Source organism: Streptomyces sp. SCSIO 30461 (assembly GCF_037023745.1).
Lineage (GTDB): Bacteria > Actinomycetota > Actinomycetes > Streptomycetales > Streptomycetaceae > Streptomyces.
The window spans coordinates 5,680,242-5,705,798 of record NZ_CP146101.1 but is presented as its reverse complement, the minus strand read 5'-3'; the positions used below and the strand labels follow the sequence as shown (position 1 = coordinate 5,705,798).

Genomic DNA, 25,557 nt, shown 5'->3' with positions numbered 1-25,557 from the left:
GGTCACAACCGTTGTCGATTAACCCGGCTCCGGCCCTTTCGTGTGCCGGATGGACTCCTGTGCAGGAGCCTGGCCTGGGACTTGGAATCGCGTTCCTCGTGCAGTCGGTGTCCTCGGGTGAACCCCGGCGGCAAGACCGCCTTGCCCTTGGCGCTGCGTAGGTGCCCGACGAGCGACCCGGCGTCGATGGCCTTGGTGGTGCTTGCGGTCGGGCCCGGCGGAGACGGCGACCGTGGCGCCCGGGTTGTGCTGTCATCGCCACTGGAGCATCCGACCAGCAGGCCGCTCGCGGCCACAGCGAATGCCGCAGCCGCAAGTGCGACCTTCCTCGTTCTCCAGGTCTTCATCGCTTCACATCTCACCTGCCCTATCTCCGTCTAGTTCGATTGAATCGACGGGCCTTTGAGGCTACCTTACGCGAATGCCTATCAAGTGTCAGTCGTTGGCGAGTCCGAAAGGCCATGAGGTCAGGAGGTGTAGAGGACGTGCCCGAACCCCGCCCGGCGCGCAGAGTGCGTGCGGGCTGGGCTGGCTGACGGGGATCAACGGAGTTGATCCGGGCGCTCTGTGACGCGTCGTGCGCGTGCCGACTGCGAGCGGCCCCCCTGCCGGGTGGCTGTTCATGCGTTTTCCACCTCCTCTCGCGAAGGGCTGACTATGCATGCTGTGCACGTCCCCGCACCTATGAAGTCAGGTCCGGTCGTCTACACCGACCGGGAGCTCCTGGGCATGCTCATCCACCTGGCGCAGGGGGAGGGCACTCTCGGACGTCGCACGTTCGAACAGCGCCGCAGGGGCGCGGGCCCGTCGGCTGCGCTCTACGAGCGCCGCTTCGGCAGCTGGAACCGTGCGCTGGAGAGCGCGGGCCTCGACGCGGTTGCACAGCCCGGGCACCTGCGGGATGCGACGACGAAGTGGACCCAGGAGCAGCTCATCGCCGCGATCCGCTGGTGTCTGCTGGTAACGGGGTCCACGACGCTGGCGGCCTACGAGGCTTGGCGCACGGATCCGGCGAATCCGAAGACCGATGTTCCGCCGGCCACCACCATCCGCTTCCGGATGGGCAGTTGGTCACGGGCCACCGAACTGGCGTGCAGCTGAAGTCCATCGGCATTTTCGATGCCGCTCACGCCGTGCTGCGGGCAGGCCCGAGTCGGCAGATCTTCCTGGGAAGGGGATTCATGGCGGGTGTAGTCACTGTCTGCATTCTGGAGCCGTGCTGCGAGAAGTCGGAGCCGGGCTACACACCGAGACCGAAGCCCTACAACGTGCGTACCCCGGGCTGGTCGGACTCGTGCAACCACCTTCGTAGCGAGCGGCGGAAAGCGACGATCACGGTATACGGGACGCGCGGGGAGGCCGAAGCCGAGTACCAGGGCAAGGCGTGCGGCTGGCGGTCGACGGATGGATGGCTGTACGAGGGCGAGATGCCGCCGGAGGGGGAGCGGTATCGGATCATGCCGATCAAGGGCACCCTGACCACGCACTTCTGGCACGGGGAGCCGGTCGAGATCCCGTTCCCGACCATCGACCTGGCCCGCGAGTATGCCGAGGAGTATCACGAGTACCCCGACGGCGGGCGCCACAAGCAGATCCTCTACAACATCGTCGGCGACCAGGACACGGTGGTGCGCTGGTCGTCCTACACGGTCATGGTCGGAACCGAGCTGGACGCGGGCGACTGGGCGTAGAACCGCTGCCTGACCAAGCCCTCTGGTCCCAGGGGAAGCGGCCGTGGAGCAGACGGAGACGGATGCGCACGCACCGGCCCCTGCCCGCCGCGCGACCACCCTCTGGGTACAGCCCCACCCGCCGACATCGTCCCCGACCCTCGAAAGCAACTCGGTGCGACATATCTGAACAGCAGTGTTGCCTCGACGCCCGGGCCTCCGCCACTGCACGCTGCCTGGCCTCCCGGCGGTGTCTCATCCACCGGTACTCACCATGAAAAGGAACACCGTGTTCAAAACTCCCTTGGCTGTGCTCCCGCGCGACGCGGCCCCCGGCGACGTCTCCGAAGCCCTCACCCGGCTCTCCGAGGCCCAGGCGCTCCCCTTTCACGGGTGGGACCGTACGTACAGTGCGCGTATCCAGAACCTGGCCGGATGGCTGCACTGCGCCGCCATGTGGCGGGGCCAAGACCTCACCGAAGCCGCCGACATCCCCGAAGGGGGCGGCAAGGTCGTGCTCCACGCGCTGATCGACGCGCATGCAGCCATGCTGGCCCGCCACGAAGCCGAGCTCGCGCCGTACAAGGACACCGACGGAACACTGCTCGGCGAGGACTACGACGAACACGATCAGGTCGCCGACCGGCACATCGGGGAGGTCGTAGAGATGCTCGGCCTCGTCATGGCGGTCCTGGTCGGCGAGTTCGGACGGCCGGCGAACACCCCGTAACCGCGTATCCCGCTCAGCCCTGGACCACAGCGGCAGCAGGCTGTCCGGCCCTGCCGTCCCCTCACCTCAAGGAGAACCTCACCCCGATGTCCACTCTCGACCTTGTGTGGCAGGCCCACAAGACCGCCGACGACCTGAGCAACAGCCTCGCCGTCTTCTACGAGGACGGCTATCAGACCGGACTCACCGGTCTCACCGAATCCCAGAGGCAGACCCTCGCCGGCCAGCTCGGCACGCTCCAGAGGGACCTCGCCAAGGTGGGCGTTGTGCCGCCCTCTTGAGTCACCGGCCCCCCTCCATCCGGTGCTCTTGCGCCGCGTCTCTGCGGTAGCTCGGACGGCAAGCACAACTACGCCGAACCACACACGCAGCATGAACAACGACGGCGCTGCCGTGCCAGCTCGGCAGACAACGACCGCAAGGAGAATCCCATGATCATCGCCGAAAACCTCACCCACGCGATCGTCACCGCCGCCGTCACTACCTGCTTGGCCAACCGCCGCCCCGGTATCTGGGAGTCCATCTCCATCCAGCCCGCCACCAACCCCGAGGACGGCTGGAACCTCGGCCTGGTCGCCCTGAACCGCAAGGACGGCACCACCCTCGTGGTGGACTTGCTGCGCCCTGTCGGCCCGACCACCCCCGAGTCCTTCCAGGAGATGACCCGCGCACGGCTGGCCGGCGCTGAGCGGCTGGCCATGCTGTTGGCCCTGCTGCCCGACGAGGCGCATGGCGAGGTCGTGCGGATCCCCCTCGCCTGATGCACGACCGCCCCACGGGGCCGGCGGCTCGGCCCGACCCTGCTCAGGAGAACATCATGGACCTCCGCGAGACGGCCATCACCGTCTTCGGCGTGACCCGCATCATCCGCACCGAGCGCAAGAGCACGATCCGCGCGCTGGAGATGGCCCACACCAAAGCTGTTCGCGACGCCCTCACCGAGCTGCACAACGCGGGCAAGAGTGACGCCCTCAGGGCTGCCCGAAAGGCCGCTCAGGTGTCCGAGGCGGCCGCCTACCAGCACGCGAGCGGCCCGATGGCCCAAGCCGCGCACAACGCTCGTCGTCGGGTGAGGGACATCGAGAAGCGCAAGTTCACCGCACCCTCGTTCCCGGACCTCAAGGCCCGGATGCGGCCCGAACCCGTGAAGTTCGACCTGTCACCGACCGACCCGATGTTCGCCGACATCCACGAGTTCTTCGACCCTGATGCTGAACCTGCCGCGCCCGAGTCTCCTGCCGAGGAGGCCCCGCCCAAGAACGTGCAGGAGCGGCTCGACTGGTCCCTGCCGCCGAGCACTTCGTAGTCGCCCCCGCCTGACCGGCTCACCCGGATACCGAAAACCCCACACACAAGGAGAACCCGATGCCCCGCCAACTCCCACCCAGAACACCCGTCGCCTACTACCCCGGAGACGAGCACCGCCCGGAAGCCCATTGGTTGGGCATCGTCATTGAGCGCCACGACAACGGAATTGGCGTCCTGTTCGGACTAACCGACATCGAATGCACCGACCCCAAAGGTTCCTCAACAACTGGGTCGGCAACGTCACGACGGTCGAAACGAAGAAGCTCCGCGACCTGCCCACCGCCCTGTGACGCACATGCCCGAGCAGCCCACACCAACCCTGCCCGAAGACCTCGTCCGCTACCTGGAACAGCGCGACGCCGACCGCGCCTGCGCCGACTGATGCGGGAGGCCGCAGTCATGGGCTACGTCCACGGGCGTATGCACCCGGAAAGCCGAGAACACCCCAAGGACAGCGCGGTCCTCGCTGAGGTCGTAGCCGCGTGCCTCGCGATGCCGGACCTCTACCCGGTGATCAACCACGTCGCGACCGAGAGCAGCACGTCGTGATCGCCGTGCTCTCCGCCGCCGCCCAGCGTCCTCATCTGGGCTGGTGTGCGCCTCAACCAGACCAAGGAGAAATGACACCTACATGGTCCCGAAGTTCAACGGTGACCAGATCTTCGCTGGCCGCTACACGGTGGGGGAATTCTGATGCTCAACAAGATCGTGATGGAGCCGGGCGCGTGCACGTTGTGCGGTGCGAAGGCACTGCGCTGGCCGAAGGGGCAGCAGCCGGAGGACTGCGGTTCGCTGTTCGAGACTGACTGGCAGCACGCCGGCCGCCCCACGAAGGACGGAATCGAGCTGTGTGTGATCACCTCGCGTGGCTCGCACATGCCGAAGCGAAACCTGGACGAGGCGTTCAAGCCGACGCCGGGCGTCGAGGTCGAGCAGTTCGAAGTGCGGTACTTCGCCCCGCGCGCCCACCACATGTACGGGTCGAACCCGGGCGGGTTCGCCGGGTCCATGGTCATCGGGGATCGGGAAGAGGCGGAGCGAAACGCGGACAAGTCCACGAACGGGACGGACTCGGCGTACGTATACCGGGTGGTCAACGGGGTGACGGAGCCGAAGGCGTGCTCCGTCGGCAAATGGGAGAGCTCCGCGTGAGCGTCGTTCTCATCGGCCGCGACCACGGGGGTCAGATTCACATCACCGACTATGACCAGATCGCGGACGGCGACGAGGAAGCGCTCGCGGAAGTCGCGGTGCACCAGGGGACCAAGTACCCGGACGACTGGTGGGTGTGCGAGCTGTTGTGCGACGACTACGAGCGCGCCTTGCGCATGGCCTGGGGTGCGTTCTTCGAACGTGCCAATGTCCGAATGTTCGACGGGGTCGAGCACCACGGGGAGCTGGAAGACGGGATGGGGATGGGATGACGCAGACGTACGCGTACACGTTGCTGGGCCGCTGGGATTCCGTCGGTGATCTGCGCGTCGAGCACGTCGGTGTGAACTGGCCCGAGGACAAGATCCGGCGGGAGGCCGATGCCCTCAACAACTACAGCGGGTGGTCGGCCACTTTTGAGGCCGAGACGGTCACGGAGGCGTTCCGGGCGGCGGGCCAGCAGCACTGCGACGAGACGCAGATCGACTGCGCGTCCAGGCTGCTCGACGACCGGGGAGTCAAGCCGCAGGTGATGTACGAGGGCCGGACGCTTCAGGAGCAGTCGATGTCATGAGAGCCCAGCACGGTGCAGGCACGGGTTCGCTTCCCGCGCCGGGCGCGCAGTGGTCCATCCCTGTCTCGGAAGGAGAGGCATGAGCGGGTACGGAAGCATTCGCGCGGTGCGCAACGCCATCACGGAAACGCTGACGGCGGAGGGTCGCGAGCCGAGCGCCTACAACATCGCCGGGATCGCACGGGACGCCTTCACGGCGCGCAGCGGCGGCGGGTACAGCCTCTCGCTTGACGCCGAGGTCTGGCGGGCCGCCGTCGACAAGCACCGCCGCCCGTTCGGGCTCGGCGATCTGGTGCGCGTTCAGGTCACGACGAAGACCGGGCACACCGAGACGCACTACGGCAAGATCGCGCAGTTCCGGAGGGCCAACGGCGGCATGTACCGAGGCCGGCCGGTCAAGCCGCACTCCGTGTACGTCGAGCTGGACCACCACACCAGCGGCTGGCTGTGTCCCCTCACGGAGGTCACCCCGGCGCTCGACGACTTCGAGATTACCCGCGAGTGGTCGAAGGTCCACGAGGGGTGCCTGTCGTTGGACTCCGCCTACCGGTGCCTGCGCTGCGGGACGTTCTCCTACAAGTCCGCCCGGGTCATGGCCGTGCACAAGGTCAGCGGCCAGCGTGTCCGCCTGTGCGAGGAGTGCTTCAACAACGACGAGCTCGGGCGGCTCGGGCACCAGGTCATGTTCTACGAGCGCAACAGCAGGCAGACCATCACCGAGCTGACCGAGAACCCGGAGCTGATCACCGAACCGGCCTGCGACTCCTCCTACGAGAAGTCCGACGGCGAGGCGTACCGGGAGTGGGCGGACGCCTTCCCGTGGATGGTCCCGGTCAAGGCCGCCGAGCTGTACGCCGCCTGGAAGGAGCAGGCGCGGGCGTCCGCCGCCGCGTGAGACAGAAGCAGCAGCAGATCAGACGGGGTCGGCGAGTTTCACCGACCCCCCTTTCGTTTCTCAGTGGAGGCGTGATGTACCGCATCGTGGTCGCCGAGCAGCACCGCAGCACGTTTCGCGGGTACCGGCTCGAAGACCTGGACGGCAAGGACGCCGCCGCAATCCGCGAGGGCCGCATGGTGCTGGCCGCCATCGGGCTGGAGAGGCGGCGCGACGACGGCGTCTGGGTCCGCAAGGCCGAAAAGATCAGCTTCGTGGTCCCCCCCCGGACGTCGTGGGCGAGTACCCGCACTTCGAGGAGATCGCCGAGAAGGAGACCCGGTTCTGGGCCTCCGACATGTGGGGCGCCACGCTCGAGGCGCCGGCCGGGGAGAAGGTCCTCTGGGGCCGGCTCATGACCCCCTGCACCGTGGTTGAGACCGAGACCGAGTCGTACGACCACGGCATCAAGCACACCGGCTACGTCCTCATCCGCGACATGGGCGGCGAGTGCCGCCGCGTCTCCGCGGAGCTGGTCTCGATCGATCCCTCCGAGGCGTGAGTCACCCCTGAAAGTCCGAGCCCCGCACACGACGTGCGGGGCCCCATCGTGATTGGAACGGAATGCAGACCAACAACACTTACACCTACGCCGGGCGGGCCATCCTGCACCGGACCCCGATGCCGGAGGGCCGGATGCTGATCATTGCGTACGGCGGCACCCAGGACCCCTGGGCGACCGGCTTCCTCGGCGAGGACAACGGCAAGTATTTCGCCACCCACGAGGCGGGGTGGCAGAACTACGCGCGCCGCATGGCGGAGGGCCTCGGCCTCATCGCCGCCCCGGCCGGGGCCGTGGTGATCACCGCCGAGCAGATCGAGCAGGTGCAGGCGTCGGCGACGGGCCTGGCGAAGGCACACGACGACTTCGAGAAGGCCATCGGCACCGACAACTGCGAGACCCACGTCCGCCTCCAGGCGGAGGACGACATCGCCGAGTCGGCCACGGACATGGGCAACCTCCTGCGGGACCTCCGGCTCTACACGCCCGCCGCCGAGCCCGAGGAGGACGTCGAGGACGAGCCCGCCGCGACCGAGGCGCCGCAGCACACGACCGGGACCTTCGTCGACGCCGTCACCTACGGCGAGAACTGGAACCGGTGAGCCATGCAGAACCGAGTGAAGCTCCCCGGCGGCATGACGACCGGGTCGGGATCCCGATTCAACAGCCGCGGAATGCTTGTCACGTGCAGCGCCGCGTTCTGCGACAACGAGGCGACGCACGTCTTGGAGTTCGTCCCGCGCGAGGGCAACCCGGATCGATGGGGCGCGTACTGCGAGAACTGCCCGGAGCGGCGCATCGCGCCCGCGGCCGAGGTGGACGCCGCCCGCGAGCAGGGTGTGCGCCTACACGGCCAGTCCTTCGACACGACCCGGCTGCCGCTCTCAGACGAGCACTGGCGGTACCGCGACTTCACCGACGAGGAGCGGGCCGAAATCGACCTGATCAAGAACGGGGAACTGGTGGAGACCTATATCAGCCCCGGCGTCTTCGAGTGGCGCAAGCCCAGCAACGAGAACGAGGAGAACATCCGCTGATGGCTGCACCCTACTTCGACTGGTTCGAGGACCTGGCGATCGAGCGGAAGCTGGAGCGTCAGGTGCTGCTGCTTGCCCTGGCCCACCCCCGGGCCGGCGTCGAGTCCGACCGCCTGCGCACGATCCTGCACCGCGAGACCACGAACCCGATCGCCGAGCTGGTCGACGTGACCTGGAGTCTCAAGCACCGTGGCCTGCTGAACATCGCCCCTGAGCCCGACGACCCGAACGGCGGCCTGTGCGCGTACACACTGACGGCGGCCGGCGAGGTTCTGGCCGGCGAGATCCTGGAGCAGGCCCGCTCCTGCGGCCGGTACTGGCGGCAGGAGCAGCCGGACCTGCCGCCGACCGAGGAGATCGACAACACCGGCGGGAAGGGCGAGCGCACGGTCGCGTGGCACTTCCACAACCTGGTGACTGACTCCGGCAGCCTGGCCTTCGCCACATGGAGGCGCGGCGAGCACTTCGTGCGGCTGTGGTCCTCGGAGGCGGCGTTCCACGACGTGCTGGCGTGGAAGCCGCGCCGACTGATGTCCTCGGACTCGGTACAGGAACTCGCCGGAGCCTGGGGGCCGGTCGGGCGGCGCATCCGCCAGTACCGCATCTTCCCCTCACCGGAGGCATGAGTGTGCTGCCCGGACTCACCAAGCACGTCGCCCTCCTGCCCGCGCACAGCAACTGCGCCACCGGCTTTCTCGTCGTCCGCATGGTCGCCCACGACACGGTGCACGGCTACGTGTGGGTGAAGCCCCGAGGCTGAGCGTTCCTCCCTTACACCCAGTACCCCTGAACGAGCCGATCCTGGGGCCCGTCGACGGGCGCGATGGAGGTCCGCTACACAGGCGGCCTGCACATCGAGATGACCCCGGCCGAGCAGAACAACTGGAAGCCGGTGATCGAACTCGCGGCGTCCGGCCGCACCCTCACGCGGATCACCACCAAGTGGCTGATGGGCCGCTGCAACGGCTGGGAGCTGGCCGTCTTTGAGGCCCTCGGAGTCACCGGTGTCTCCCAGGACTCCGACCCCGCGCGCACCGCCTGGGTGCAGAAGCACCGGCCGCCGTACGGCAAGGAGTGCATCGTCGGGAACTGGCAGGAGTGGATCTACGAGGCCATGCGCAATGGCTGGCAATCCGGCCGCATGAACGAATGGACGGACCTCGGCGGCTACGAGCGTCCCGTCGGCAGCCACCCCCCCCTGGCACACGCAGCGCACCGACGCGGACTGCAAGCGGTGGAACTTCACCTGGAACGGCGCGCCGTACGCCTATGTCTACAGCCCGGACCTCGGCAAGCCCCTTCCGAAGAAGGACTACCTCTGGGTGCTCCGGCCCCAGACGCAGTCCGGGCACCAGGACGTCTTCGAGTGGCTTGAGCAGCACGCCGATGAATGGGCCAACAACCGGCTCACCCCCGAAAGCTAGTTGAGGCCCAGCCGAAAAATTCACCCAAGGGAGTACAACATGAGTCTGATGGGCACGCAGCGCGTCGAGGTGACGTGGGTGTTCTACCCGGCGATCAAGAATGGGCTGTCGTACGACGAGATGCCGCGTGCGGTCGACGAGGTCGTTCTCGTCGATCACGCCTCGGAGCCGATCACCTCGCTGAACAATCAGCAGGACATCGAGCGGATCCTGTACCGGCAGCGTAGCCCCAAGGGGGTCGCGGGACGCCCGATCGTGGAGAAGGTCGTCCCGCTGTGCGACTGCACCATGACCGCCGAGGTCTGCCGGTACGCCGCACAGTTCGACGGGCTTCGGTTCCGGCTGACCGGCGGCGAGCGGATCGGACACTCGCGGGTGTACGAAAACATCCCGGACCCTGCGGAGGGCTACCCCGACCGCAAGCTCATCGGCGAGATCAGGACCGAGTTCGCAGATGAACTCCTGTTCCTAGTGCGTGAGATGAAGGGGCACCGGTGAGCGACGTGCAGGAGCATCTGGCGAGGATGCTGCGGATCATCGGCATCGAGAAGATCACCGCGCGGAACATCGAGAACGTGTGGGTCCGCATCCGGATGTGGGAGGTCGCCGTCCGGTGCTCTCGCTGGGACGCTGACGCCGACGATCAGCGGTTCACAACGCTCGAGGAAGTCCGCGAGAACATCGGCGTGGCCGCAGCCGACGGCACGAAGAAGCTGACGGACGTACAGTTCGACAGGCAGCTCGCCCACAACGTTCGGGTCGAGGCCGAGAAGTCGTACGCGTCCCTCACCTGCCGCAACTGAGTACGTGCTCAGGGAAGACGAGACCTTCGTCCAGGAGAACGGGCGCGTCTTCATCTTCGAGAGGAACACCTGACCAACGAAGATCGCTATGGTCAGCTCGACCGCGCTGCTCACCACGCCGTGGGGAAGCCTCCACCACATGCCGCTTCCCGCACCGAGCGACTTGGCCCAGGATCTCGTGCGGTCCTACCGCCTGATCGGACGACTACAGCAGACACAACAGGCAGAAGGCAGCGCAGAAGAGTGGCAGTCCGCAATGAGGATCATCAGGGACGCAGCCGCAGCACGGGCCAGGACCAGCTCCAGCTATATCGAGAAGATCCGGCAGCTCGCTGCCGACAAGACGTACCTCATCGACAACGGGCTCTGTCACGAAGAACAGTAGACCCGAGGACGCCACAACGACTCAGCGGCTCACCCAATTCTGGTGGGCCGCTCTTCGCTTCCCGGGAGGCAACTCATGAGCCATACGGCGTTCGAACCGAAGATGACGTTTCACTACTGCGGGGAGTCCCGTGGCCGTGTGCTGCGTCCCGGCGACAAGTTCTACCTGGAGGGCCTGCTGGTGACCTTCCGGGGGATCGATGGAGACCGGCTGCTCCTGGCAGACCGGCTCGGTGAGTGGGAGAAGGCTGTCCTGACGAGCATCGCCGGGGTGAAGCCGTGACGGGCGCGATGAAGCCGGGCCCGGAGGGCATCGAGGTCGGCGACGTCTTCCAGGACCCCTACAGCCAGCGGTGGTTGTTCACCGGCTTCAACGACGTCGCCGGCGAGCCGTTCGCGCTAGCCCGGGACGGCTGGCCGGTCCTCGCCTCGGAGCTGATCCGGCACGGCGAATACCGGCACCGCAAGTCGGCGCACCCGGTCACGCCGGTCCTGATCGAGCGGCGTGACTTCGTGGGGTCCGGGATCGGCACCGCGGACTCGTGGCCGCGTGACCCGGACGGCTGGTGCGACAGCTGGCACATCATCAAGCTCCACCGCGGCCTGCGGGTCGCCTGGCTGGTCCACACCGCCCTGTACCGGCCGGCGACCGGCGAGCAGAAGCCCGACCGGCAGCACTGGACCGACCGCAAGCACCTAGTGCTGCACTCGGCGCACTTCGGGACGCTGCAACGGCTGACGCTCTGGTACGAGCACGACCACACCGATGTCTACCGGCACCGCGACAAGGAAGGACGCTGGACGTGAAGAAGGACGAACTCGAGGCGGCTCGCGCGGCCGCAGCCGAGGGCCTGCGCCAGGAGTGGAAGGTCACCTTCTACGAGGCCGACGAGGACGGCACACGGAAGCTGGACGGGCAGGCGTTCACGCGGTTCATCACGACGAGCCCGTTCGGGTCGACTCGACCGACCGCGCACACGGTGTTCATGCACCTGCACGGCGACCCGAACGTGCCCGAGGTGGACATGGTCGATTACGACATCGAGAAGACGGCCCTCGTCACGGAGGAAGCGGAGCACCGCCGGGACCGTCTGGACGCGGAGAAGCAGGCCGTGGCACGCGAGCAGGACCGGAAGGCGGGCGGTCTGTGAGCAAGGAGATCACCCCGGACCCGGAGGAAGACTTCGCCCCGACGGCGGCTCGTTCATGTTCACGTACATCAATGACTACGCCCCATGCCGCGGCGAGTACTCCCACCTCGTCAACGACAACGAGGCCATGGTCACCGCGAACGGGGCCTTCATCGACGGCAACGAGGAAGGCCCGGCCGACTGGCGGATCAAGTCCATCGACTCAAAACGAAGGCGTCGAGCCGCTGTACCCGAACCGCGGCGCGCACCTGACCGGCTTCTCCTCGAAGTGCCGGATCGACGGACGCTGGCTCTACATCCCGACCGTCACCCCCTACACCGCGATCAAGGAGAGCTGACCATGCGGGAGCCGAAGTTCAACCCACCCTACGGTGGCGCCATCAGCCACGTCACCGATCCCGCCGAGCACCACGGCTACCTGCACATGGTCGCCTGGGCCGTAGAAATCGGGTCGCACGCCGAGTACATCAAGGACTGGTGCGCGAAGGCGAAGTCCGCGGGCGCCCCGCTGGACACCCTCTACGAGCGTTCCGGCCCCTGCGGGATCGGTACCGGGGAGTGGGTGCGGTTCAGCGACATCGATACCACCGGCCACGACTCGGCCCGCGGATTCGTGCGCATCGAGCAGTACGTGAAGGAGCTGGTGCGCTACCAGCACGCCGTTACTCAGTACCGCAAATGGCACAGGAAGGCACCGGCGCTCAAGACCTTCACGGTCACGATCACGGCTCCGATCACCACCACTGTCCGGGCGCTGGACGAGGAGGACGCGCGCCGCACAGCGCTGGCCGGATGGGCGCAGAACCCGGACAGCACCGCAACGGCTCGCCTGACCGGACCGCCCGGAGCGTGGCTCGCGACTCTCAACGGCATCCCGAACGTCATCGAGGTGCGCAAGCACGAGTCTGATCGGCAAAGCCGATTCGGGACTCGAAATGACAAAGCATTCGATCAGCGCAGCTGATTCGGAAGAAGTACGGGAAGAGGACATCATCTGATCAGCGAAGCTGATCCGGATGGTGGCATGACAGACAACTGAACATCTCAGCAACCCACCTACTGCGCGCGGACGATGACATCGATCCGGGCGCTGCGCTGTATTCAAGGAGAATCCATCATGGCGAACCCGAACAGCACTGCTTCCGTCATCGGCCGCCTGGCGAACGACCCGAAGGTCTTCGAGAACAGGGACGGCTCCAAGAAGGTCATGCTCACCGCCTTCGTCGACCGCGACTACACCGACCGTCAGGGCAACCGCATCTCGGACGCGCTGCCCTTCGAGGCCTTCGTCCGTGCAGAGACGCAGGGCACCGGGCCGTTCGCCCACGTGCACAAGGGTGACCTGGTGGCTCTCAGCTACGAGCCCCGCCTGAACTGCTACACCAAGAACGGTGCCGAGGTCTTCGAGCTCAAGCTCGAGATCCAGAACATCTCGTTTCTAGAATCCCGCGCCACCACCCAGGCCCGCCTGGCCAAGCGCGTCACCAAGGCCGAGGGCCAGAACCAGAACCTGCGGGCCCAGGCTCCCGCCCCGGTCGCCGCTGCAGCGCCCGCGGCTGCGTACGCCAGTGCCGTGCAGGACGAGCAGTTGCCCTTCACGACCGCTTGATGGTCTGTAGAGCTTCACCCCGCCGACGAGCTTGTACGGGCGCATAGAACCGATCCTCGAACCTTCACCAAGAGCGCCACATGCCCAAGTCTCTGTCCGCGGACCCGCGTCCGCATCAATCTCACCGACAAGCAGGAAGAGACCACCGTCACCCGCAACATCGGTATCCTGCGGCGCGTCCCTGGAGATCTCCGCGGATCCGGCTTCCCCAGCACCCCGGTGCGCGCTCTGCCTTCGGGCAGCAGCGGCGCCGGGGTGCTGTGTTTTTTCTTCTTCGTGGCTCACCTTGCTTGCCTCGTGAAGGCGGTGAGTGCAAGGGATCAGCGGAGCTGATCCGGGTCTGGCATTGAAGAACATCCTCGTCATGCCAGGAGTCGAGCCATGAACTGCCCGAACTGTGCCAGCGACATGGAGTCGAGCGCCTGTGGTGTCCGCTCTGACCAGAGGGTCACGCACACGTGCTACGAGTGCGGCTACAGCGAGACACGCTGAGCCGCTGTTCCCTGCCCTTCGACTGCGGTCTCGCAGGATCCCTCGCTCTTCGTTGAGGTGTCCAAGGGCGCATCCCCCGGAACTCCTCATCTCCTCTGCCACCGCATCGGACGTGACCTGCTGACAGGCAGCAAGGGCACGTGCACTCCGGTCGTCGGCGGCCTCTTCGCCGGGCGCGACCTACGGCCGATCGCGCCGCGCCCTTCCGTGGCCGGCGTCGTCGGCTCACGCATCCTCCGCCGCTCGCTGCGGCACCTGACCAGACCGATGTTCCGACAGCCGCCGCCGACGCCTGGATTGCGGTCTTCATCCGCCTTTCGAGGATCTGACCTTGGCCTGGCACGGCCACGCCCGAGAGGGACCCTGAACACAGATGGAGCACCAATGCCTTCTGCCGTTGCTATGCCGCAGACCGACCCCGAACCCGATACCAAGGCGCGCCGCTGGCCGCCCATCATCTGGGCGGCATTCATCGGAACCTTCACCATCCGCGCCTTCGGCTTCGCCTACCCCTTCCTCCCTTACCACGCCAACAACCTCGGCTTCTCCTCCCATATGACCGGCTGGATCGTGGCCAGCTTCGGCGCCGGCTGGCTCGCAGGACAGGTCGGGTGCGGATGGTTGTCCGACCGATTCGGCCCACGCGCGACGCTTGGCTACGCCATGGGAGCAGCTACCGTGACGCTGCCGGTGCTTGCTGAAGTGCGGTCTCCAGTGGCACTCCTCGTATCGGCATTCCTCACCGGAGTGGTATATGACGCAGCACGGCCGGTGATCACGGCACTCATCGACGACACCTTTCCCTCCAAAGCGCAGCAGATACTCGTAAGCGGGTGGCGCCACTTCTGCGTCAACATCGGAGCCGCGCTGACTGGATCACTGGGTGGGTACCTCGCTGCCACAGCAGGACTGCCGACGCTGTTCTGGATCAACGCTTGCGCCTGCGCACTGTTCGGGCTCGCCGCGGTGCTCCTGCTCCCACCCCCGCCCCGAAGCCGAAGAGCCGGCCCGGGCCTGGACTGCAGCCCTCCGAGCTACCTCGACGCCCTGCGTGACAGCCGCCTGTGGTTGCTCTGCCTGGCCAGCCTCTGTGCTCTCACCTGCGCCGGCAGTGTGTTCACGGCACTGCCGATGCTTATGAGCTCGGACGGCCTCGACGCGACCGCGTACGGGTGGACGCAGGTGGCAAACGCAGCCGCCGTACTCCTTCTTTCCCCCTTCTTGACCCCTTGGCTCAGTAGACGCGCTGCACAAGGCGGCCCCATGACCGGCTTGCTCGCCGCCAGCTCCCTCCTCCTCGGCATCGGCATGGGACTCTCCGGCCTGGCCGACTCCACGGTCGGATACTGCTTTGCCGCTGCCGCTGCTGTACCCGGGGAGATCATCCTCTTCATCGCGGCAGGAGATCTTGTCAGCCATCTTGCCCCGCCTGGAGCACACGGACGGTACGCCGGCCTGTGGGGCAGCAACCTCGCGCTGGCCGTCGTCACCGCGCCTCTCCTCGCCGCGTGGTCGCTCAACCATGGCGGGGGTATCACCGCGACTTGGGTTATCTGCGGTGCTGGCGCGCTCGGGGCTGTCCTGTGCTGGCCCTTGCACTCCAGGATCCGCACCCCGGAACGGCACTGACCACGCCGGGGTGTTCCTCCGCTGGCTGGTGACGAAGCCAGACGGCCCCGTTCACCAGGAACCCACCGATCTGGCGGCTGCACGCATCTACAGCGTGTGCCGCGATCCCGACGAGCCCGTCTTCGTTCGAACCCATGCAGGCGGCCCACCCCCAGCCCCAGTACAAGCGCTGACCAGGAGCACTGACCACCATGAGTTTCCTCAGCCGCATCGGCTTCATCGAGACCGAAGAGCAGGAGCGGACCCGGCTGGCCCAGGCCCCCGAAAGCTCTCTGAACCACTACCTGTCCACCCTTTCCGTGACCATCGAAGAGTGGCCCAAGGACCTGCTCGTCGAGCTGCCCTGGGAGCCGCCGCGCACGAACCAGTCATACCGCGTCGTCGTGGTGCCGATCGAGTTCCGGAAGGACGCTCTGCCCGACGGCGTCGAAGAAGAGCCGCTGCCGCACAAGCTCCACTCCGGGTCCTGGACCTGCGCCGTCGTGTACTCCGACCACCCGAGCTACCCAGTCGGCGGCTACCGCATCATCGTCCCGGCCGCCGAGCTGGCCCGCGGCCGGAAGATCGACCTCGCTGGGACTCTGGCCCAGGACTGACCCCACGAGCGCGACACATCTGCACCATCAGCCCCGCAGAGATCACGCCGTGCGGGGGCTCCTCGTCCTCGCCCCCACTCGACTGAAACGCCGTCCACCGGCTGAGCATGATGTCCGAGCGGCACCCCGAGCTGGAGCGCAGCGTGGCGGACGCCCGGCTCGGGCTCGCTGCCACCATTCTCGCCATGGACGCCGTGGAGGAACGCATCCAGGTCGGCGCGAAGATCCACTCGCTCAGGAGCAGGCGGCCGTCGAATTGGCGAAGAACGCCTATGCCCAGGCTCTGGCGGACCTCCTGCGGGGCGAGTGCTGAGCCGCACGCGCTCGTGCCCGCAACCACCACCGAACCACCCATAGGAGGCTCCGTCATGCCCGATGCACCCGAATACACGCCCCGTAGCATCTACACGCTGGAACCGCACGCTGATCTTGTGACCGCCGAGAACGGATACATTCCGATCGAGGCCATCGCCGAGCGCGTCTACGGCAAGCCGTATAGCTCGCTGTGTGGATGCCAGCGGGACGACGAGCACATCGGCAATGACAGCGTGAAGCTGTACGAACTCACCTCCGACGATGACTACCTGGAAGCGCTCGATGCGTTTGACGGCACCGAGCTGTATCTGGGCTGGGACTCCCGTACCCGCGAGAGCGTCCGCAAGACCGGCATGACTGAGCTGGACTACTGGCTGAGTATCCGGATCGCCGACGAGAACACCCCGGCCACCGTCGAGGCGAATCCGCCGGCGACGCAAGACCTTGAGAACGCCGTGTTCGAGGACCGGTTCTTCGCCGATCGCGCCTTCTCGCCGTCGCTGCAGCTGGTCCTGGCCGATCTGATCCGCCGCGGTGAACTGCCTCGCGGCGACTACCTGTTCCGGCACTGGTGGTGATCGAAGGGGAGCGAAGGTTGGAACCATCGCTCAGTCTCAGACATCCGTCTTCGACGTCGCCGAGTACATCCTGTTGAGGCACGCCGCGGCCGAGCCCGATCGGCCGGTGATGACCGCGATGAAGCTCCAGAAGCTCGTCTACTACTGCCAGGCCTGGCACCTCGCATAGGAGGGCAGAGCCTTCTTCCCGGAAGCGATCCGAGCCGGGGCCTCCAGGCACGTCTGCCCTGAGTGAGCTCTATGAGCTTCACCAGAGCCGCTTCACCGTCCACGTCGGCTTCTTCGCCAAATGGCTGGGCGTGCGCATCGACGACGAAAACACCTGCACCACGCCCTGCAAGACAACTCGAATCACGACGGCAACACCCCGATGCCCCGGCCCCGGTGGAGTACACAACGGCGAGGGCGGCACCCTCGGTCAGACGGAGGGCCGCGCCGTTCGACGCGGAGGCCACCCAGGAGTAGGAGACGGCCGAGACCGCGCGCACGGAGGCGACCGAGGACACGGCAGCCGCGTGACCGGCGCCGCTCCGGCCACGCAGCCCCCGAAGCCGTGCCGCGTGCAGCGTGACCAGGGCGCGCGGTGTGCGCCCGGGTCGCCGCCGGACTGACCCCGGCGAGCACCGCCGACAACGGCGTCCCGCTCTTCTGATCCCTTCCCCACGGGGTGCACTGCACCTGGGCGGAACGTCCACGGCCACGTAACCCGAACCAACCCGAGGAGGAACCCCCGCATGTCCACGCTCACCGCGCGCCTCAGCCTCACCAAGACGCACCCCGCGTATGACGGCCACACCGGCGCCATGCTCCGTGACGCGCTCGAAGCACTCGGAATCGTGCACCACGTAATCCAGCCGCGGCATGAGCTGCCTACGGAGTACCTGGTGTGCAGCGTGCCGGGGCGTACGCGGGTGTGGATCCACTGTGTGGCCGATCCGTCCGCCCGCAGTGGATCTGACCCGTTCGCCCACACCTTGGAGGGCCGTCGGTTCGCCGATCACTACGACCTGCCAGCGGTCGTGCTATGGGCCGTGGTCGCCATGGCCATCGACGACGAGTCAACCCAGTGCGTGTTCGACGGCCACGGCGACGAGCACAAGCCCATGGCGAGCGCCGGTATGCAGGCCGGGCAGTGTGCTGCCGCCGTGGCCAACCACTTCGGGCTGACGGTGGTGCCGGAGCCTGAGTACACCTGTCTGCACTGCGCATGGGCTATCGAGTGGATCGAGGCCGACGGGCAAGGCGCTTGGCACGACTCGTTCAACGGGATCGTGTGCGTGGACGGTGAGGACCAACACACCCCGGAGCCTCTGTGCGGCTGGTGCCAGGACTACGGGCTGATCGAGGTCTTTGACGACTCCACCGACGCCCTGAAGGGGCACACCACGTGCGACAACGCGCCATGTGTCGCCCGGCGCATCATGCGCAGCGATCAGGCCGAGCGCGAGCGCCAGGCCGCGCAGGCGCAGGCCGCCGCGCACGAGTGCACCGGCCCCCTGTGCTGCCCCCCGTTCTAGCCCTCATGGTGCCCCCGTTCCTGCGACGAACGCGGGCGGGTCGGGGGCACTCAGCACACACCCGACCACGGCAGCAACCTGAGAGGTAACCCAACATGACCACGCAGGCTCGCAGCATCGTCCGGGAGATTGTCACCCGCGCCTATCTCCGGTACACCCCGACCAACGGCCGTGCGCCGGAGGGCACCGAATACGGAGTAGACGGCTGGCTGTTCGACCTTCCCAGTGAGACGCTCAACGGCCGCCGGTTTCCACCGTGCACCTATGCCGCGTACCAGGTAACCAGGAACGCGGAGTTGGTTTGGATGGTGCGCGAAGTCGGCGGCGAGCGGCGGCAGGTCGGCATCCACAGCACCACCCGCAAAGACGCGCTCGCCCTGGCGGTCGGCGCGGTTGCCCACGAGCGGGAGAAGGCCGCCACGGGCGGCGAGCTTTCCCAGGTGTCGGCCGCCATGACCGAGCGGCTGGAGCGGATGCGTGCCGGCCAACTCGCCGCTCTGCCGACCGTCGCGGAAATCCGGATGGCGTACCCGCTCGCCGGTGGGGGCGCCACGCTGCGGCTCATGACCGCCGAGGGCAGCACGAGCGAACGCCACATGATCCCGCTTACGGAGCGGGGGGCGGCCGGGCGGGAGAACGACCCCGCCGGGATCTACCTGGACACCATCAGCGACGGCGCGAACACGGAAGGGCTGAAGATCGCCGCCGGGTGGCACCTGATGAGGCTCGGCTTCAATTACGCGCACGGCGCGGCCTGGGCGCCGTACACCGGCAGAGCGAGCAGCGAGGCGCAGTGCAAGGAGTGGGCGCCGATGCTGCCCGAAGCGCACCGGTGGCCGCACACGGTGCGCGTCGCCATCACGGCGACGGCCGAACACCTCGCCTACATAGACCGCGCGTACGGTCCCGCGCCGGAACTGCCGGACCTTCCGGTCGGTGTGAGCGCGCACCCATCCGGCCCGCGTTCCTGGCAGATCTGCTACGCCAACCGCCGGTTCTGGCAGCTCTCCTACTGGCCCCGGATGGGCGGCGACGTGTGGACCCTGTACGCCGACCCGGCCCGTACCAAGTCCCTCGCCAGGGCCGCGAGCCCCGGCGAACTCCTCGCCACGATCCCCGCCCGTGACGCCGAAGCGCAGGCCCGCGCGGCGGCCCGCAAGGGTTACTGAGACGTTAGGACACCGATGGCCACCGTCGAATTCACCCCGAAGGACATCCCCGCCTTGCGCCGGGCCGCGAAGTTCCTGCGCCGCACGGAACTAAACCTGCCGGACACGGCCGACTCCAAGACCCACGACGCCATCCTCATCTCCGCTCTGCGGCTGGACGACCAGGCCGACGAGCTGGGCGGGAAGGCCCCGGATCCGACTGTGAACGGGACCCGGCGCCCCATCTTCAACCAACTCGTCGCCCCCGAGGCTGGTGGGCCCATGTTCCACGAGGAGGCGAATGCGCTCCTCGACGCCCACGAGGACGCGGTCCGGGCCGCCGCGGTGGGCGCGCTCCGCCTCCAGGGCGCGATGCTCGCCCTGCACCCGAAGACGGTCAACCCCCGGCACGGGTGCTGCGCGACGCCGAAGGTCTGCAAGGGGACGCACCGGGCGGAGTGCCGGAGCAGTGAGCACACGATCGGCGGTCAGGTGCCGTGGCCGTGCAAGTCGCTGCGCGCCGTCGGGATCCGCACCGACGCCGACGCCGACGCCGACGCCGTACGCCAGGCCCTGGCCAAACTGGAGCGGGATACCGGACGTGATGGCTACCCGAGCCGGAAGAAGGCGAACCGCGGCTACGCCGTCCACGCCACCAGGCAGATGGACGGCGGCATCGGCGACACCGGCGCATGCGGCGTGTACTTTCCGCAGGACGCGGAGAGCAGCCTCGAGGCCCCCGGAACCGACGTGTCGTGCCTGGCCTGCGTGAAGGCACTCGTCAGCAAGCGCGAGGAGGCCGAGGCCGCGGCCGCCGCAGAGGCCACGCACCGCTGCACCCTGCCGCCGAACCGGTTCCTGCCCTGCGGCTGCTGCCCGCACCAGGTCTGCGAAGACTGTGAGCGCTGCGCCCATACGTGCGAGTGCGGCACCGGCGGAACTCCCGCCTAGCCCCGCCCGCAGTGCTCCGAGAGCGACGCGATCGAGGCCAGCATGGGCCTGCGCTGAACCCTGCCCCACGGCCTGCGCCGACTGGCGGGGGCGGGGCCGTTGGCCTGCTCTGGCAGGACGGGCTCGGTGTGCCACGCCGGGGCGCACCGAGCAGCAAGGACGGCGCCGTAACGCCCCCGTCCCTGGTGCAGGCCGACCCGAACGGCCGGCCGCCCGCCGGTTCCTTGAACTCCGCGCAGCCCCCGCCTGCTGAGCATCACGCTCGCTGGGCGGGGGTCTCTCTTTGTCTGATCAGCGGAGCTGATCCGGTCTGGTCTTCGAAAGATCACGTCCAGCGTCAGGAGTACAGCCATGAGCCAGCCCCTCGAATCCACTGATTCCCGACAGCCGGAGCGCACGCGCTGCGACTGCGTTCCGGATCTGGGGCCCGCGCATTGCCACCTGTGCTCCGAGATGAGGGGGCGAGACGAGGTCTCCCCGGGACCGTACTACCCGACGTGCGCCGTCGAGGCCGCCAAGGTCGCCTTCGAGGTGGCGGCCGGCTACGAGCACGCCGCGCCGGTGGTCCTGCACGCCAGCGAGTTCGCTGATGTTCATGGCGCAGTGAGTGCCGCGTTGCACGCACGCTCAGAGCAGATGCCGGAGTTGCCGCGGCACACGGTGCCCATCGCGGCGAGCTACAGCATCCGTGGCGCACACGCGGAGCTCGACGGCGTGACGTTCCCGTCTGCTGCCGGCCTCACCACCGCCGTGATCACCATCCGCGCGGCCCACCCGATCGACCGGCTGACGCTGATCCCCGTGATCAGCCAGGTCTCCCATGAAGTCGAGAGCGCAGCCGAGGAGAAGGACGACGCCTACGTCGCCGAGAAGATCTACATCATCGAGGAAGGACCCCGCGCATGAACACCACCACCAGCACCGCGGGTTCGACGTGGCGCGACCGCATCGTCAAGACGATCGGCCGGGTGCTCCTCACCCTCATGATCGCGACGAATGTGATCGTCCTCGCACCGGCGGCAGTCTTCTGTGTCATGACCGGCCAGTACACGCCGATCATCGTCAGCTTCGCCTTCAGCGGTGTGTGCTGGTGGATTCTCCTGCGTACCCTGCGGGCTCTTGCCGAGAAGCGTCGCGCGAAAAAGGCGCTCATGAGCGCGACCCAGAACTGAGACCGCAGTCCAGATTCGATCCGAAGGAAGCAAAGCGCCACGAGCGTCCTGCGCCGTGTCAAGGACGTCGTGGTGGCCGCCCCGCCCACGGCACCACCACTACGAGCGCACGGTCGTCCAGGACCACAGCAGCGTCACCGCGACCACGCGCGGCATGATCGCCCGCACCGACAACGACCTCCGCTGGCGGTGACGGCCGCCCCCCTGGACGACGCCACCCTCGCCCGGGCCACGATCACCGTGGGCCTGGACCGGCTGCGCGAACTCGCCCTCGGCGGCGCTGCCGACACCGAGGACACGGCCGGCGCACTGCTGGCCCTGCACCACGCGGCGACTCCCGCGGCAGCACGCGGGACATCCTCGCCGACCTGTTCGACGACATCGCGGCTCGCTTGATCGGGCAGCAGCCCCAAAGGCAGCCCCCGCCGGTACGCCGAGCCCCACGGTCACCATCCAGCCCGGCGCCCGCTCCGGCCAGGAGACGCAGAAGCGACCGGCTCTGCCGTCACCGTCAGCCACGGCAGCAACTTCTTCGGCGTCGACGAGCGTCTCTGTCCAGATCGTGCGCGAGCTCGGCGAGTACGTGCGCGGCATCCTCCCGGCCGCCGACCGGCAGCCGCTCGCCCGGCTCCTGGAGACCGACGGCGAAGCCGATCGGCACATCGACTCCGACCAGGCCGCGCTGCTCGCCGTCCTGCTGCGCCGCACCGCCGCGGCGAAGGGCCTGAAGAAGAAGTACGCCGAGATCGGCCGCCCGGCTCGGTATCGCGGCCGCCAATTCCGTCGCTGACGCCGAGCTGCGGACCTGGACGCTGACCGACGAGGAGCCCGGCTCGTGAGCGACCTTGACGTGCGTCTGGACGCCGAAATGCCCACCGCCTTTGCCGAGTGCGCGGACGGACGGCAGTCCGGCGTCCTGCCCACCTCGTTTTGCCTGCCGCTCGCGGCCGCCGTACTGGTCTGCGCCGGGGGCATCGGCCTGGTCGCCGCGATGCTCCTGGTCGTCCGCCCCCGCCTGGCCCGCGCGGCGCGCGGCAGCTTCCTCTAGGTCCGAGTGCCCCCGAGGCCCTGCTGGAGGAACTGCAGAACTCCGGCGACCACACCGCCCGCGCTGCGCACGTCATTCACCTCTCGCATTTGGTGCGCGCCGTAAATACCGGGGCCTGCGCCTCACCGGGGACGTCACCGCCGCTTCGCTTGTCGCTCTCGCGGCCGCCCTGCTCGTTGCTCTCATCTGACCGAAGGAGACCGCCGTGCTCGTCGGCGCACGCATCGAACTCACCGCCCGGATCGACGCCCTGGGCTTCACCGCCCACCCGGGCGAGCAGGGCGTCATCCAGGAGATCCACACCGGCGGCCTCTACACCGTCCGCATGGACAACGGCCGCACCCAGTTCCCCCACCGTAACGAGATCACCTCGCCCGGCAGCCGCGACTCCCAGCTCCTGGGTCGGGCCCGCGCCGCGCTCGCGCAGCTCGGCGAAGGCCCGACCACCCCTGGTCGCCCCCACGGCAGCGACCTCAACGAGTGGTCCACCGGCACCCCCGAGGTCGACCGCACCACCCTGGCGTGGGCCGCCGCCTTCACCCTGCTCGCCGACCACCAGCCCGACGCCCAGCTGCGCGCCCACGTCGCCGGCGCCGACGCGGTGCTGCGCGAGGAGGGCGTGCGCGGCATCGCCACCCTGCAGAGCAGCCTCGGTGGCGGCGCCCCGGTCGACCACCGGTTCACACGTTGCGCGTACTGCGGCGGCCACGGAGACGACCCCACATTCCCGACCTGCGAGGAGCGCGGCTGCCTTCCCGAGTACGAGTTTGTCGGGCACGACCACGGCTGCCCAGTCTGCGGCGGCGCGATGTGGGAGCCCGACTGGTACGGCGATCAGCAGATCCGCTACTGCGACGGACTGCTCGCCGGCGCACTGCCGCCCGCCCCACCAGGCCGCCTCGCCCGGCTCCTGCGCCGGGCCTGACCGCTACCGAAAACACCCTGACCAACGCCTGTCAGGCCCGTTGGAACCAACAGGCCCAACCCGGGCAGTGCGCTGCAAAGCAGCGCCGGAGGTCTCACTGCCGAATCCATCCCACCTCCCCGGGGAAGATCGCCATGTCCGAGCGTACCGAGCACGCCCTGCTCTACATCAAGTATGTCGATGACGCAGCCGCCGAGCAGGGTGTCACCGCAGTCGAAGGTGTGACCTCGGGCATCAGCCTGAGGATCCTGGCGCGGGCTCTCCCTGACGGCCGGACGTCCGTCGCCGTCTCGCTCTACAGGCGCGTGCACCGCATGCGCGCCTCAGGGAAGGCATTCCACTACTGGACCTCCGAAAAGCTCACGTCGATGGCGCGCACGAAGAAGGACCTCGTCGTCCTGCGCGAGATCGACCGCCGCGCCGGCAAATCCGCCACCCGCCATGTCTTCTCCGAGACCGTGGTCGAGGGCTGGATCCACGAGCTGTCCGGGACACTGCAGCAGTGGATGCGCAGCAACCCGCAGGCCCGACGGCTCGAAGGACCGGAGCCTGAGGGAATCGACGACGCCGTGGACCAAACGATCGCCGCGATCCGCGAACACATCGGCGAGCTGCCGAACTGGAACGACCGCTTCCCGCTGCTCAAGGACAGCCGGCAGGGTCGCCAGGCCTCCGCCTACCTGCCCTATCTTGATGCCCATGACCATGCGCAGGTCGCGAAGAACCTCTTCGGCGTGCGCGCCTACCGTCGGCCGCTGGCCCGCGAGGTGGAGCGTCTGGACATCAGCACCCTGGGCTGGTTTGCCCTGTTCCGCGGGCTGGTGCCCGTGGACTGGCTCATCGACGCAATGCGCGCCACGCAAACAGCTGGCGGCCACGACCTGATGCGCCAACCGTCGCTCATATCCCTGCAGCAGCGAGGCATCCGCTCGATCCTGCGCCGGACTCCGCAGCCAGTGCTGCGGCGGATCCTCAAGGAACCCGTCCACCAGGCGCGGCGCGCGCTGGCCGATGCAGCCAAATACACGGCGCATCGTTTGGCCGTCACCCGTGACCTCGACCTACTTCCCGAGAGTATCGCTGCCCGCGGGCAGCGCCGGGTCCGCGGCTCCCGTGACCTCGAGCACCTGGTCCGGGACCTGCCCGAAATCGAGCGCTGGCACAATCCCCGGGGCCGGACGGCCGTGCGCGTCGTACTGGAGGAGATCCAGGCCCTTCGGGAGATGGAGCATTACAACCGCGAGATCCGGCTGCTTCCCGAGGGCACGGCCCAGGTCGCTGAATGGGACCTCTGGAAGGACGAGGCCTTCAGGGCGAAGGCGTTGGGTCTGATCGAGGACCGTCGGCGCGAGTTGATGGCTGCACGTGATCGTGAGCGCTACGAACGCGAGGAGGCCCGCCGCCTCGAGCGGGTCGCGAAGCAGGTCCAGCGCCACCAATGGGCACTGCAGACGGCTGCGCTACTGGATGGTCGGGAAGTAGCTCCCGGTCTGAGCCTCGTCGTCGCTCGTGATGCCGAGACGCTCTCCCGCTGGGGCGCGATACTCAACAACTGCATCGGCGGGTACGCCGGCGAGCTGGAGTTGGATGTGTTCGCTGCGGTCTGCGAAGCGGGCGGCCACGTGCGTTTGAACCTTCAGATCACGCAGTCGTACGGCGTGGAGCAGATCCTCGGCAAGTATAATCGCGACGCCGTGCGTGAGCTCGGCGAAGCGGCCCAGCAGGTCGTCGACGGGCTGGTCGCCATGGGGATCAGCTTCCACTCGGGTGCTCTGGGCATGGACGGGCTGCCGCTGCCCCAGAGGACTCACTGACGCTATCTCTACAAGGACCCCGACCTGATGCTCCGGCATCAGGTCGGGGTTCTTCTCTTGATACCCGGAATTCTGGAGGAGCACGTGGACTGCA

The 25,557-nt window shown here is 67.7% G+C and carries 39 protein-coding genes; all 39 read left to right on the top strand.

Annotated features, from left to right (window positions below; translation table 11 throughout):
• Positions 1 to 666: 666 nt before the first annotated feature.
• The 39 genes from V1460_RS25625 (at position 667) to V1460_RS25435 (ending at position 25,463) form a co-directional block, all read left to right on the top strand.
• Positions 667 to 1,101: a homing endonuclease associated repeat-containing protein gene (locus V1460_RS25625; RefSeq protein WP_338675975.1), complete on the top strand. Its 435-nt coding sequence runs from the start codon at positions 667 to 669 to the stop codon at positions 1,099 to 1,101.
• Positions 1,092 to 1,691: a hypothetical protein gene (locus V1460_RS25620; protein ID WP_338675974.1), complete on the top strand. Its 600-nt coding sequence runs from the start codon at positions 1,092 to 1,094 to the stop codon at positions 1,689 to 1,691. The genes V1460_RS25625 and V1460_RS25620 overlap by 10 nt, the downstream gene beginning before the upstream one ends.
• 268 nt (positions 1,692 to 1,959) lie before the next feature.
• Positions 1,960 to 2,400, top strand: a complete 441-nt coding sequence (locus V1460_RS25615) for a hypothetical protein (protein ID WP_338675973.1) — start codon at positions 1,960 to 1,962, stop codon at positions 2,398 to 2,400.
• An 86-nt stretch (positions 2,401 to 2,486) separates the two neighbouring features.
• Complete coding sequence (locus tag V1460_RS25610) at positions 2,487 to 2,681, top strand: hypothetical protein (RefSeq protein WP_338675972.1); 195 nt, start codon at positions 2,487 to 2,489, stop codon at positions 2,679 to 2,681.
• Positions 2,682 to 2,831: 150 nt separating this feature from the next.
• Positions 2,832 to 3,161, top strand: coding sequence for a hypothetical protein (locus V1460_RS25605; RefSeq protein ID WP_338675971.1), 330 nt, complete (start codon positions 2,832 to 2,834; stop codon positions 3,159 to 3,161).
• A 56-nt stretch (positions 3,162 to 3,217) separates the two neighbouring features.
• The gene (locus tag V1460_RS25600) at positions 3,218 to 3,706 is read left to right on the top strand and encodes a hypothetical protein (RefSeq protein WP_338675970.1); all 489 of its coding nucleotides are present in this window, start codon (positions 3,218 to 3,220) and stop codon (positions 3,704 to 3,706) included.
• A gap of 401 nt (positions 3,707 to 4,107) precedes the next feature.
• Entirely contained in the window at positions 4,108 to 4,257 is a 150-nt protein-coding gene (locus V1460_RS25595) for a hypothetical protein (protein ID WP_338675969.1), read from the top strand.
• Positions 4,258 to 4,401: 144 nt separating this feature from the next.
• Entirely contained in the window at positions 4,402 to 4,860 is a 459-nt protein-coding gene (locus V1460_RS25590) for a hypothetical protein (RefSeq protein ID WP_338675968.1), read from the top strand.
• Positions 4,857 to 5,132 carry a hypothetical protein gene (locus V1460_RS25585; RefSeq protein ID WP_338675967.1) on the top strand — a complete coding sequence of 92 codons (276 nt, stop codon included), beginning with the start codon at positions 4,857 to 4,859 and terminating at the stop codon, positions 5,130 to 5,132. Before V1460_RS25590 ends, V1460_RS25585 begins: the two co-directional genes overlap by 4 nt.
• Positions 5,129 to 5,434 (top strand): hypothetical protein, encoded by a 306-nt coding sequence (locus V1460_RS25580; protein ID WP_338675966.1) that lies wholly within the window; start codon positions 5,129 to 5,131, stop codon positions 5,432 to 5,434. Before V1460_RS25585 ends, V1460_RS25580 begins: the two co-directional genes overlap by 4 nt.
• Positions 5,435 to 5,513: 79 nt before the next feature.
• Complete coding sequence (locus tag V1460_RS25575; protein WP_338675965.1) at positions 5,514 to 6,329, top strand: hypothetical protein; 816 nt, start codon at positions 5,514 to 5,516, stop codon at positions 6,327 to 6,329.
• Positions 6,330 to 6,603: 274 nt separating this feature from the next.
• Positions 6,604 to 6,870, top strand: a complete 267-nt coding sequence (locus V1460_RS25570) for a hypothetical protein (RefSeq protein ID WP_338675964.1) — start codon at positions 6,604 to 6,606, stop codon at positions 6,868 to 6,870.
• Positions 6,871 to 6,932: 62 nt separating this feature from the next.
• A complete protein-coding gene (locus V1460_RS25565) occupies positions 6,933 to 7,472 on the top strand; it encodes a hypothetical protein (RefSeq protein ID WP_338675963.1) in 540 nt (179 codons plus the stop codon).
• Positions 7,473 to 7,544: 72 nt separating this feature from the next.
• On the top strand, positions 7,545 to 7,907 hold the full coding sequence (locus V1460_RS25560) for a hypothetical protein (protein ID WP_338675962.1): 363 nt from the start codon (positions 7,545 to 7,547) through the stop codon (positions 7,905 to 7,907).
• Positions 7,907 to 8,533, top strand: coding sequence for a hypothetical protein (locus V1460_RS25555; protein WP_338675961.1), 627 nt, complete (start codon positions 7,907 to 7,909; stop codon positions 8,531 to 8,533). The genes V1460_RS25560 and V1460_RS25555 overlap by 1 nt, the downstream gene beginning before the upstream one ends.
• Positions 8,530 to 8,667: a hypothetical protein gene (locus tag V1460_RS25550; RefSeq protein ID WP_338675960.1), complete on the top strand. Its 138-nt coding sequence runs from the start codon at positions 8,530 to 8,532 to the stop codon at positions 8,665 to 8,667. Before V1460_RS25555 ends, V1460_RS25550 begins: the two co-directional genes overlap by 4 nt.
• A gap of 63 nt (positions 8,668 to 8,730) precedes the next feature.
• The gene (locus V1460_RS25545; RefSeq protein ID WP_338675959.1) at positions 8,731 to 9,282 is read left to right on the top strand and encodes a hypothetical protein; all 552 of its coding nucleotides are present in this window, start codon (positions 8,731 to 8,733) and stop codon (positions 9,280 to 9,282) included.
• Between the two features lie 88 nt (positions 9,283 to 9,370).
• The gene (locus tag V1460_RS25540) at positions 9,371 to 9,829 is read left to right on the top strand and encodes a hypothetical protein (RefSeq protein WP_338675958.1); all 459 of its coding nucleotides are present in this window, start codon (positions 9,371 to 9,373) and stop codon (positions 9,827 to 9,829) included.
• Entirely contained in the window at positions 9,826 to 10,134 is a 309-nt protein-coding gene (locus V1460_RS25535; RefSeq protein WP_338675957.1) for a hypothetical protein, read from the top strand. The genes V1460_RS25540 and V1460_RS25535 overlap by 4 nt, the downstream gene beginning before the upstream one ends.
• Before the next feature lie 88 nt (positions 10,135 to 10,222).
• Complete coding sequence (locus V1460_RS25530) at positions 10,223 to 10,519, top strand: hypothetical protein (RefSeq protein ID WP_338675956.1); 297 nt, start codon at positions 10,223 to 10,225, stop codon at positions 10,517 to 10,519.
• Between the two features lie 75 nt (positions 10,520 to 10,594).
• Complete coding sequence (locus V1460_RS25525; RefSeq protein WP_338675955.1) at positions 10,595 to 10,801, top strand: hypothetical protein; 207 nt, start codon at positions 10,595 to 10,597, stop codon at positions 10,799 to 10,801.
• A complete protein-coding gene (locus V1460_RS25520; protein WP_338675954.1) occupies positions 10,798 to 11,325 on the top strand; it encodes a hypothetical protein in 528 nt (175 codons plus the stop codon). The genes V1460_RS25525 and V1460_RS25520 overlap by 4 nt, the downstream gene beginning before the upstream one ends.
• Positions 11,322 to 11,669 (top strand): hypothetical protein, encoded by a 348-nt coding sequence (locus tag V1460_RS25515; RefSeq protein WP_338675953.1) that lies wholly within the window; start codon positions 11,322 to 11,324, stop codon positions 11,667 to 11,669. The genes V1460_RS25520 and V1460_RS25515 overlap by 4 nt, the downstream gene beginning before the upstream one ends.
• A 55-nt stretch (positions 11,670 to 11,724) precedes the next feature.
• Positions 11,725 to 12,633 carry a hypothetical protein gene (locus tag V1460_RS25510; RefSeq protein ID WP_338675952.1) on the top strand — a complete coding sequence of 303 codons (909 nt, stop codon included), beginning with the start codon at positions 11,725 to 11,727 and terminating at the stop codon, positions 12,631 to 12,633.
• Positions 12,634 to 12,786: 153 nt separating this feature from the next.
• Positions 12,787 to 13,278 carry a hypothetical protein gene (locus V1460_RS25505; RefSeq protein ID WP_338675951.1) on the top strand — a complete coding sequence of 164 codons (492 nt, stop codon included), beginning with the start codon at positions 12,787 to 12,789 and terminating at the stop codon, positions 13,276 to 13,278.
• An 876-nt stretch (positions 13,279 to 14,154) separates the two neighbouring features.
• On the top strand, positions 14,155 to 15,399 hold the full coding sequence (locus tag V1460_RS25500) for an MFS transporter (RefSeq protein WP_338675950.1): 1,245 nt from the start codon (positions 14,155 to 14,157) through the stop codon (positions 15,397 to 15,399).
• Positions 15,400 to 15,590: 191 nt separating this feature from the next.
• Positions 15,591 to 15,995 (top strand): hypothetical protein, encoded by a 405-nt coding sequence (locus tag V1460_RS25495; RefSeq protein WP_338675949.1) that lies wholly within the window; start codon positions 15,591 to 15,593, stop codon positions 15,993 to 15,995.
• A 107-nt stretch (positions 15,996 to 16,102) separates the two neighbouring features.
• Complete coding sequence (locus tag V1460_RS25490) at positions 16,103 to 16,888, top strand: hypothetical protein (protein WP_338675948.1); 786 nt, start codon at positions 16,103 to 16,105, stop codon at positions 16,886 to 16,888.
• A gap of 734 nt (positions 16,889 to 17,622) precedes the next feature.
• Positions 17,623 to 18,405, top strand: coding sequence for a hypothetical protein (locus tag V1460_RS25485; protein ID WP_338675947.1), 783 nt, complete (start codon positions 17,623 to 17,625; stop codon positions 18,403 to 18,405).
• 95 nt (positions 18,406 to 18,500) lie between these two features.
• Positions 18,501 to 19,574 carry a hypothetical protein gene (locus V1460_RS25480; protein ID WP_338675946.1) on the top strand — a complete coding sequence of 358 codons (1,074 nt, stop codon included), beginning with the start codon at positions 18,501 to 18,503 and terminating at the stop codon, positions 19,572 to 19,574.
• 15 nt (positions 19,575 to 19,589) lie between these two features.
• Positions 19,590 to 20,504, top strand: coding sequence for a hypothetical protein (locus tag V1460_RS25475; RefSeq protein WP_338675945.1), 915 nt, complete (start codon positions 19,590 to 19,592; stop codon positions 20,502 to 20,504).
• 351 nt (positions 20,505 to 20,855) lie between these two features.
• Positions 20,856 to 21,410: a hypothetical protein gene (locus tag V1460_RS25470; protein WP_338675944.1), complete on the top strand. Its 555-nt coding sequence runs from the start codon at positions 20,856 to 20,858 to the stop codon at positions 21,408 to 21,410.
• On the top strand, positions 21,407 to 21,676 hold the full coding sequence (locus V1460_RS25465; protein WP_338675943.1) for a hypothetical protein: 270 nt from the start codon (positions 21,407 to 21,409) through the stop codon (positions 21,674 to 21,676). Before V1460_RS25470 ends, V1460_RS25465 begins: the two co-directional genes overlap by 4 nt.
• A gap of 55 nt (positions 21,677 to 21,731) precedes the next feature.
• Positions 21,732 to 21,869: a hypothetical protein gene (locus V1460_RS25460; RefSeq protein WP_338675942.1), complete on the top strand. Its 138-nt coding sequence runs from the start codon at positions 21,732 to 21,734 to the stop codon at positions 21,867 to 21,869.
• A complete protein-coding gene (locus V1460_RS25455) occupies positions 21,866 to 22,072 on the top strand; it encodes a hypothetical protein (protein ID WP_338675941.1) in 207 nt (68 codons plus the stop codon). Before V1460_RS25460 ends, V1460_RS25455 begins: the two co-directional genes overlap by 4 nt.
• A gap of 166 nt (positions 22,073 to 22,238) precedes the next feature.
• Positions 22,239 to 22,466 carry a hypothetical protein gene (locus V1460_RS25450; RefSeq protein WP_338675940.1) on the top strand — a complete coding sequence of 76 codons (228 nt, stop codon included), beginning with the start codon at positions 22,239 to 22,241 and terminating at the stop codon, positions 22,464 to 22,466.
• A 45-nt stretch (positions 22,467 to 22,511) separates the two neighbouring features.
• Entirely contained in the window at positions 22,512 to 22,724 is a 213-nt protein-coding gene (locus V1460_RS25445) for a hypothetical protein (RefSeq protein WP_338675939.1), read from the top strand.
• A 205-nt stretch (positions 22,725 to 22,929) separates the two neighbouring features.
• Positions 22,930 to 23,649, top strand: a complete 720-nt coding sequence (locus V1460_RS25440) for a hypothetical protein (protein ID WP_338675938.1) — start codon at positions 22,930 to 22,932, stop codon at positions 23,647 to 23,649.
• A gap of 134 nt (positions 23,650 to 23,783) precedes the next feature.
• On the top strand, positions 23,784 to 25,463 hold the full coding sequence (locus V1460_RS25435; RefSeq protein WP_338675937.1) for a hypothetical protein: 1,680 nt from the start codon (positions 23,784 to 23,786) through the stop codon (positions 25,461 to 25,463).
• Positions 25,464 to 25,557: the final 94 nt, after the last annotated feature.

Excerpts from the sequence above, each read along its gene's own strand:
- V1460_RS25505 (WP_338675951.1), top strand. The coding sequence starts at position 12,787 with ATGGCGAACCCGAACAGCACTGCTTCCGTCATCGGCCGCCTGGCGAAC.
- V1460_RS25540 (WP_338675958.1), top strand. The coding sequence starts at position 9,371 with ATGAGTCTGATGGGCACGCAGCGCGTCGAGGTGACGTGGGTGTTCTAC.
- V1460_RS25545 (WP_338675959.1), top strand. The coding sequence starts at position 8,731 with ATGGAGGTCCGCTACACAGGCGGCCTGCACATCGAGATGACCCCGGCC.
- V1460_RS25530 (WP_338675956.1), top strand. The coding sequence starts at position 10,223 with ATGGTCAGCTCGACCGCGCTGCTCACCACGCCGTGGGGAAGCCTCCAC.
- V1460_RS25510 (WP_338675952.1), top strand. The coding sequence starts at position 11,725 with ATGTTCACGTACATCAATGACTACGCCCCATGCCGCGGCGAGTACTCC.
- V1460_RS25565 (WP_338675963.1), top strand. The coding sequence starts at position 6,933 with ATGCAGACCAACAACACTTACACCTACGCCGGGCGGGCCATCCTGCAC.
- V1460_RS25470 (WP_338675944.1), top strand. The coding sequence starts at position 20,856 with ATGAGCCAGCCCCTCGAATCCACTGATTCCCGACAGCCGGAGCGCACG.
- V1460_RS25475 (WP_338675945.1), top strand. The coding sequence starts at position 19,590 with ATGGCCACCGTCGAATTCACCCCGAAGGACATCCCCGCCTTGCGCCGG.
- V1460_RS25495 (WP_338675949.1), top strand. The coding sequence starts at position 15,591 with ATGAGTTTCCTCAGCCGCATCGGCTTCATCGAGACCGAAGAGCAGGAG.
- V1460_RS25560 (WP_338675962.1), top strand. The coding sequence starts at position 7,545 with ATGCTTGTCACGTGCAGCGCCGCGTTCTGCGACAACGAGGCGACGCAC.
- V1460_RS25550 (WP_338675960.1), top strand. The coding sequence starts at position 8,530 with ATGAGTGTGCTGCCCGGACTCACCAAGCACGTCGCCCTCCTGCCCGCG.
- V1460_RS25580 (WP_338675966.1), top strand. The coding sequence starts at position 5,129 with ATGACGCAGACGTACGCGTACACGTTGCTGGGCCGCTGGGATTCCGTC.
- V1460_RS25525 (WP_338675955.1), top strand. The coding sequence starts at position 10,595 with ATGAGCCATACGGCGTTCGAACCGAAGATGACGTTTCACTACTGCGGG.
- V1460_RS25590 (WP_338675968.1), top strand. The coding sequence starts at position 4,402 with ATGCTCAACAAGATCGTGATGGAGCCGGGCGCGTGCACGTTGTGCGGT.
- V1460_RS25610 (WP_338675972.1), top strand. The coding sequence starts at position 2,487 with ATGTCCACTCTCGACCTTGTGTGGCAGGCCCACAAGACCGCCGACGAC.
- V1460_RS25435 (WP_338675937.1), top strand. The coding sequence starts at position 23,784 with ATGTCCGAGCGTACCGAGCACGCCCTGCTCTACATCAAGTATGTCGAT.
- V1460_RS25500 (WP_338675950.1), top strand. The coding sequence starts at position 14,155 with ATGCCTTCTGCCGTTGCTATGCCGCAGACCGACCCCGAACCCGATACC.
- V1460_RS25605 (WP_338675971.1), top strand. The coding sequence starts at position 2,832 with ATGATCATCGCCGAAAACCTCACCCACGCGATCGTCACCGCCGCCGTC.
- V1460_RS25595 (WP_338675969.1), top strand. The coding sequence starts at position 4,108 with ATGGGCTACGTCCACGGGCGTATGCACCCGGAAAGCCGAGAACACCCC.
- V1460_RS25465 (WP_338675943.1), top strand. The coding sequence starts at position 21,407 with ATGAACACCACCACCAGCACCGCGGGTTCGACGTGGCGCGACCGCATC.
- V1460_RS25485 (WP_338675947.1), top strand. The coding sequence starts at position 17,623 with ATGTCCACGCTCACCGCGCGCCTCAGCCTCACCAAGACGCACCCCGCG.
- V1460_RS25575 (WP_338675965.1), top strand. The coding sequence starts at position 5,514 with ATGAGCGGGTACGGAAGCATTCGCGCGGTGCGCAACGCCATCACGGAA.
- V1460_RS25480 (WP_338675946.1), top strand. The coding sequence starts at position 18,501 with ATGACCACGCAGGCTCGCAGCATCGTCCGGGAGATTGTCACCCGCGCC.
- V1460_RS25555 (WP_338675961.1), top strand. The coding sequence starts at position 7,907 with ATGGCTGCACCCTACTTCGACTGGTTCGAGGACCTGGCGATCGAGCGG.
- V1460_RS25490 (WP_338675948.1), top strand. The coding sequence starts at position 16,103 with ATGATGTCCGAGCGGCACCCCGAGCTGGAGCGCAGCGTGGCGGACGCC.
- V1460_RS25600 (WP_338675970.1), top strand. The coding sequence starts at position 3,218 with ATGGACCTCCGCGAGACGGCCATCACCGTCTTCGGCGTGACCCGCATC.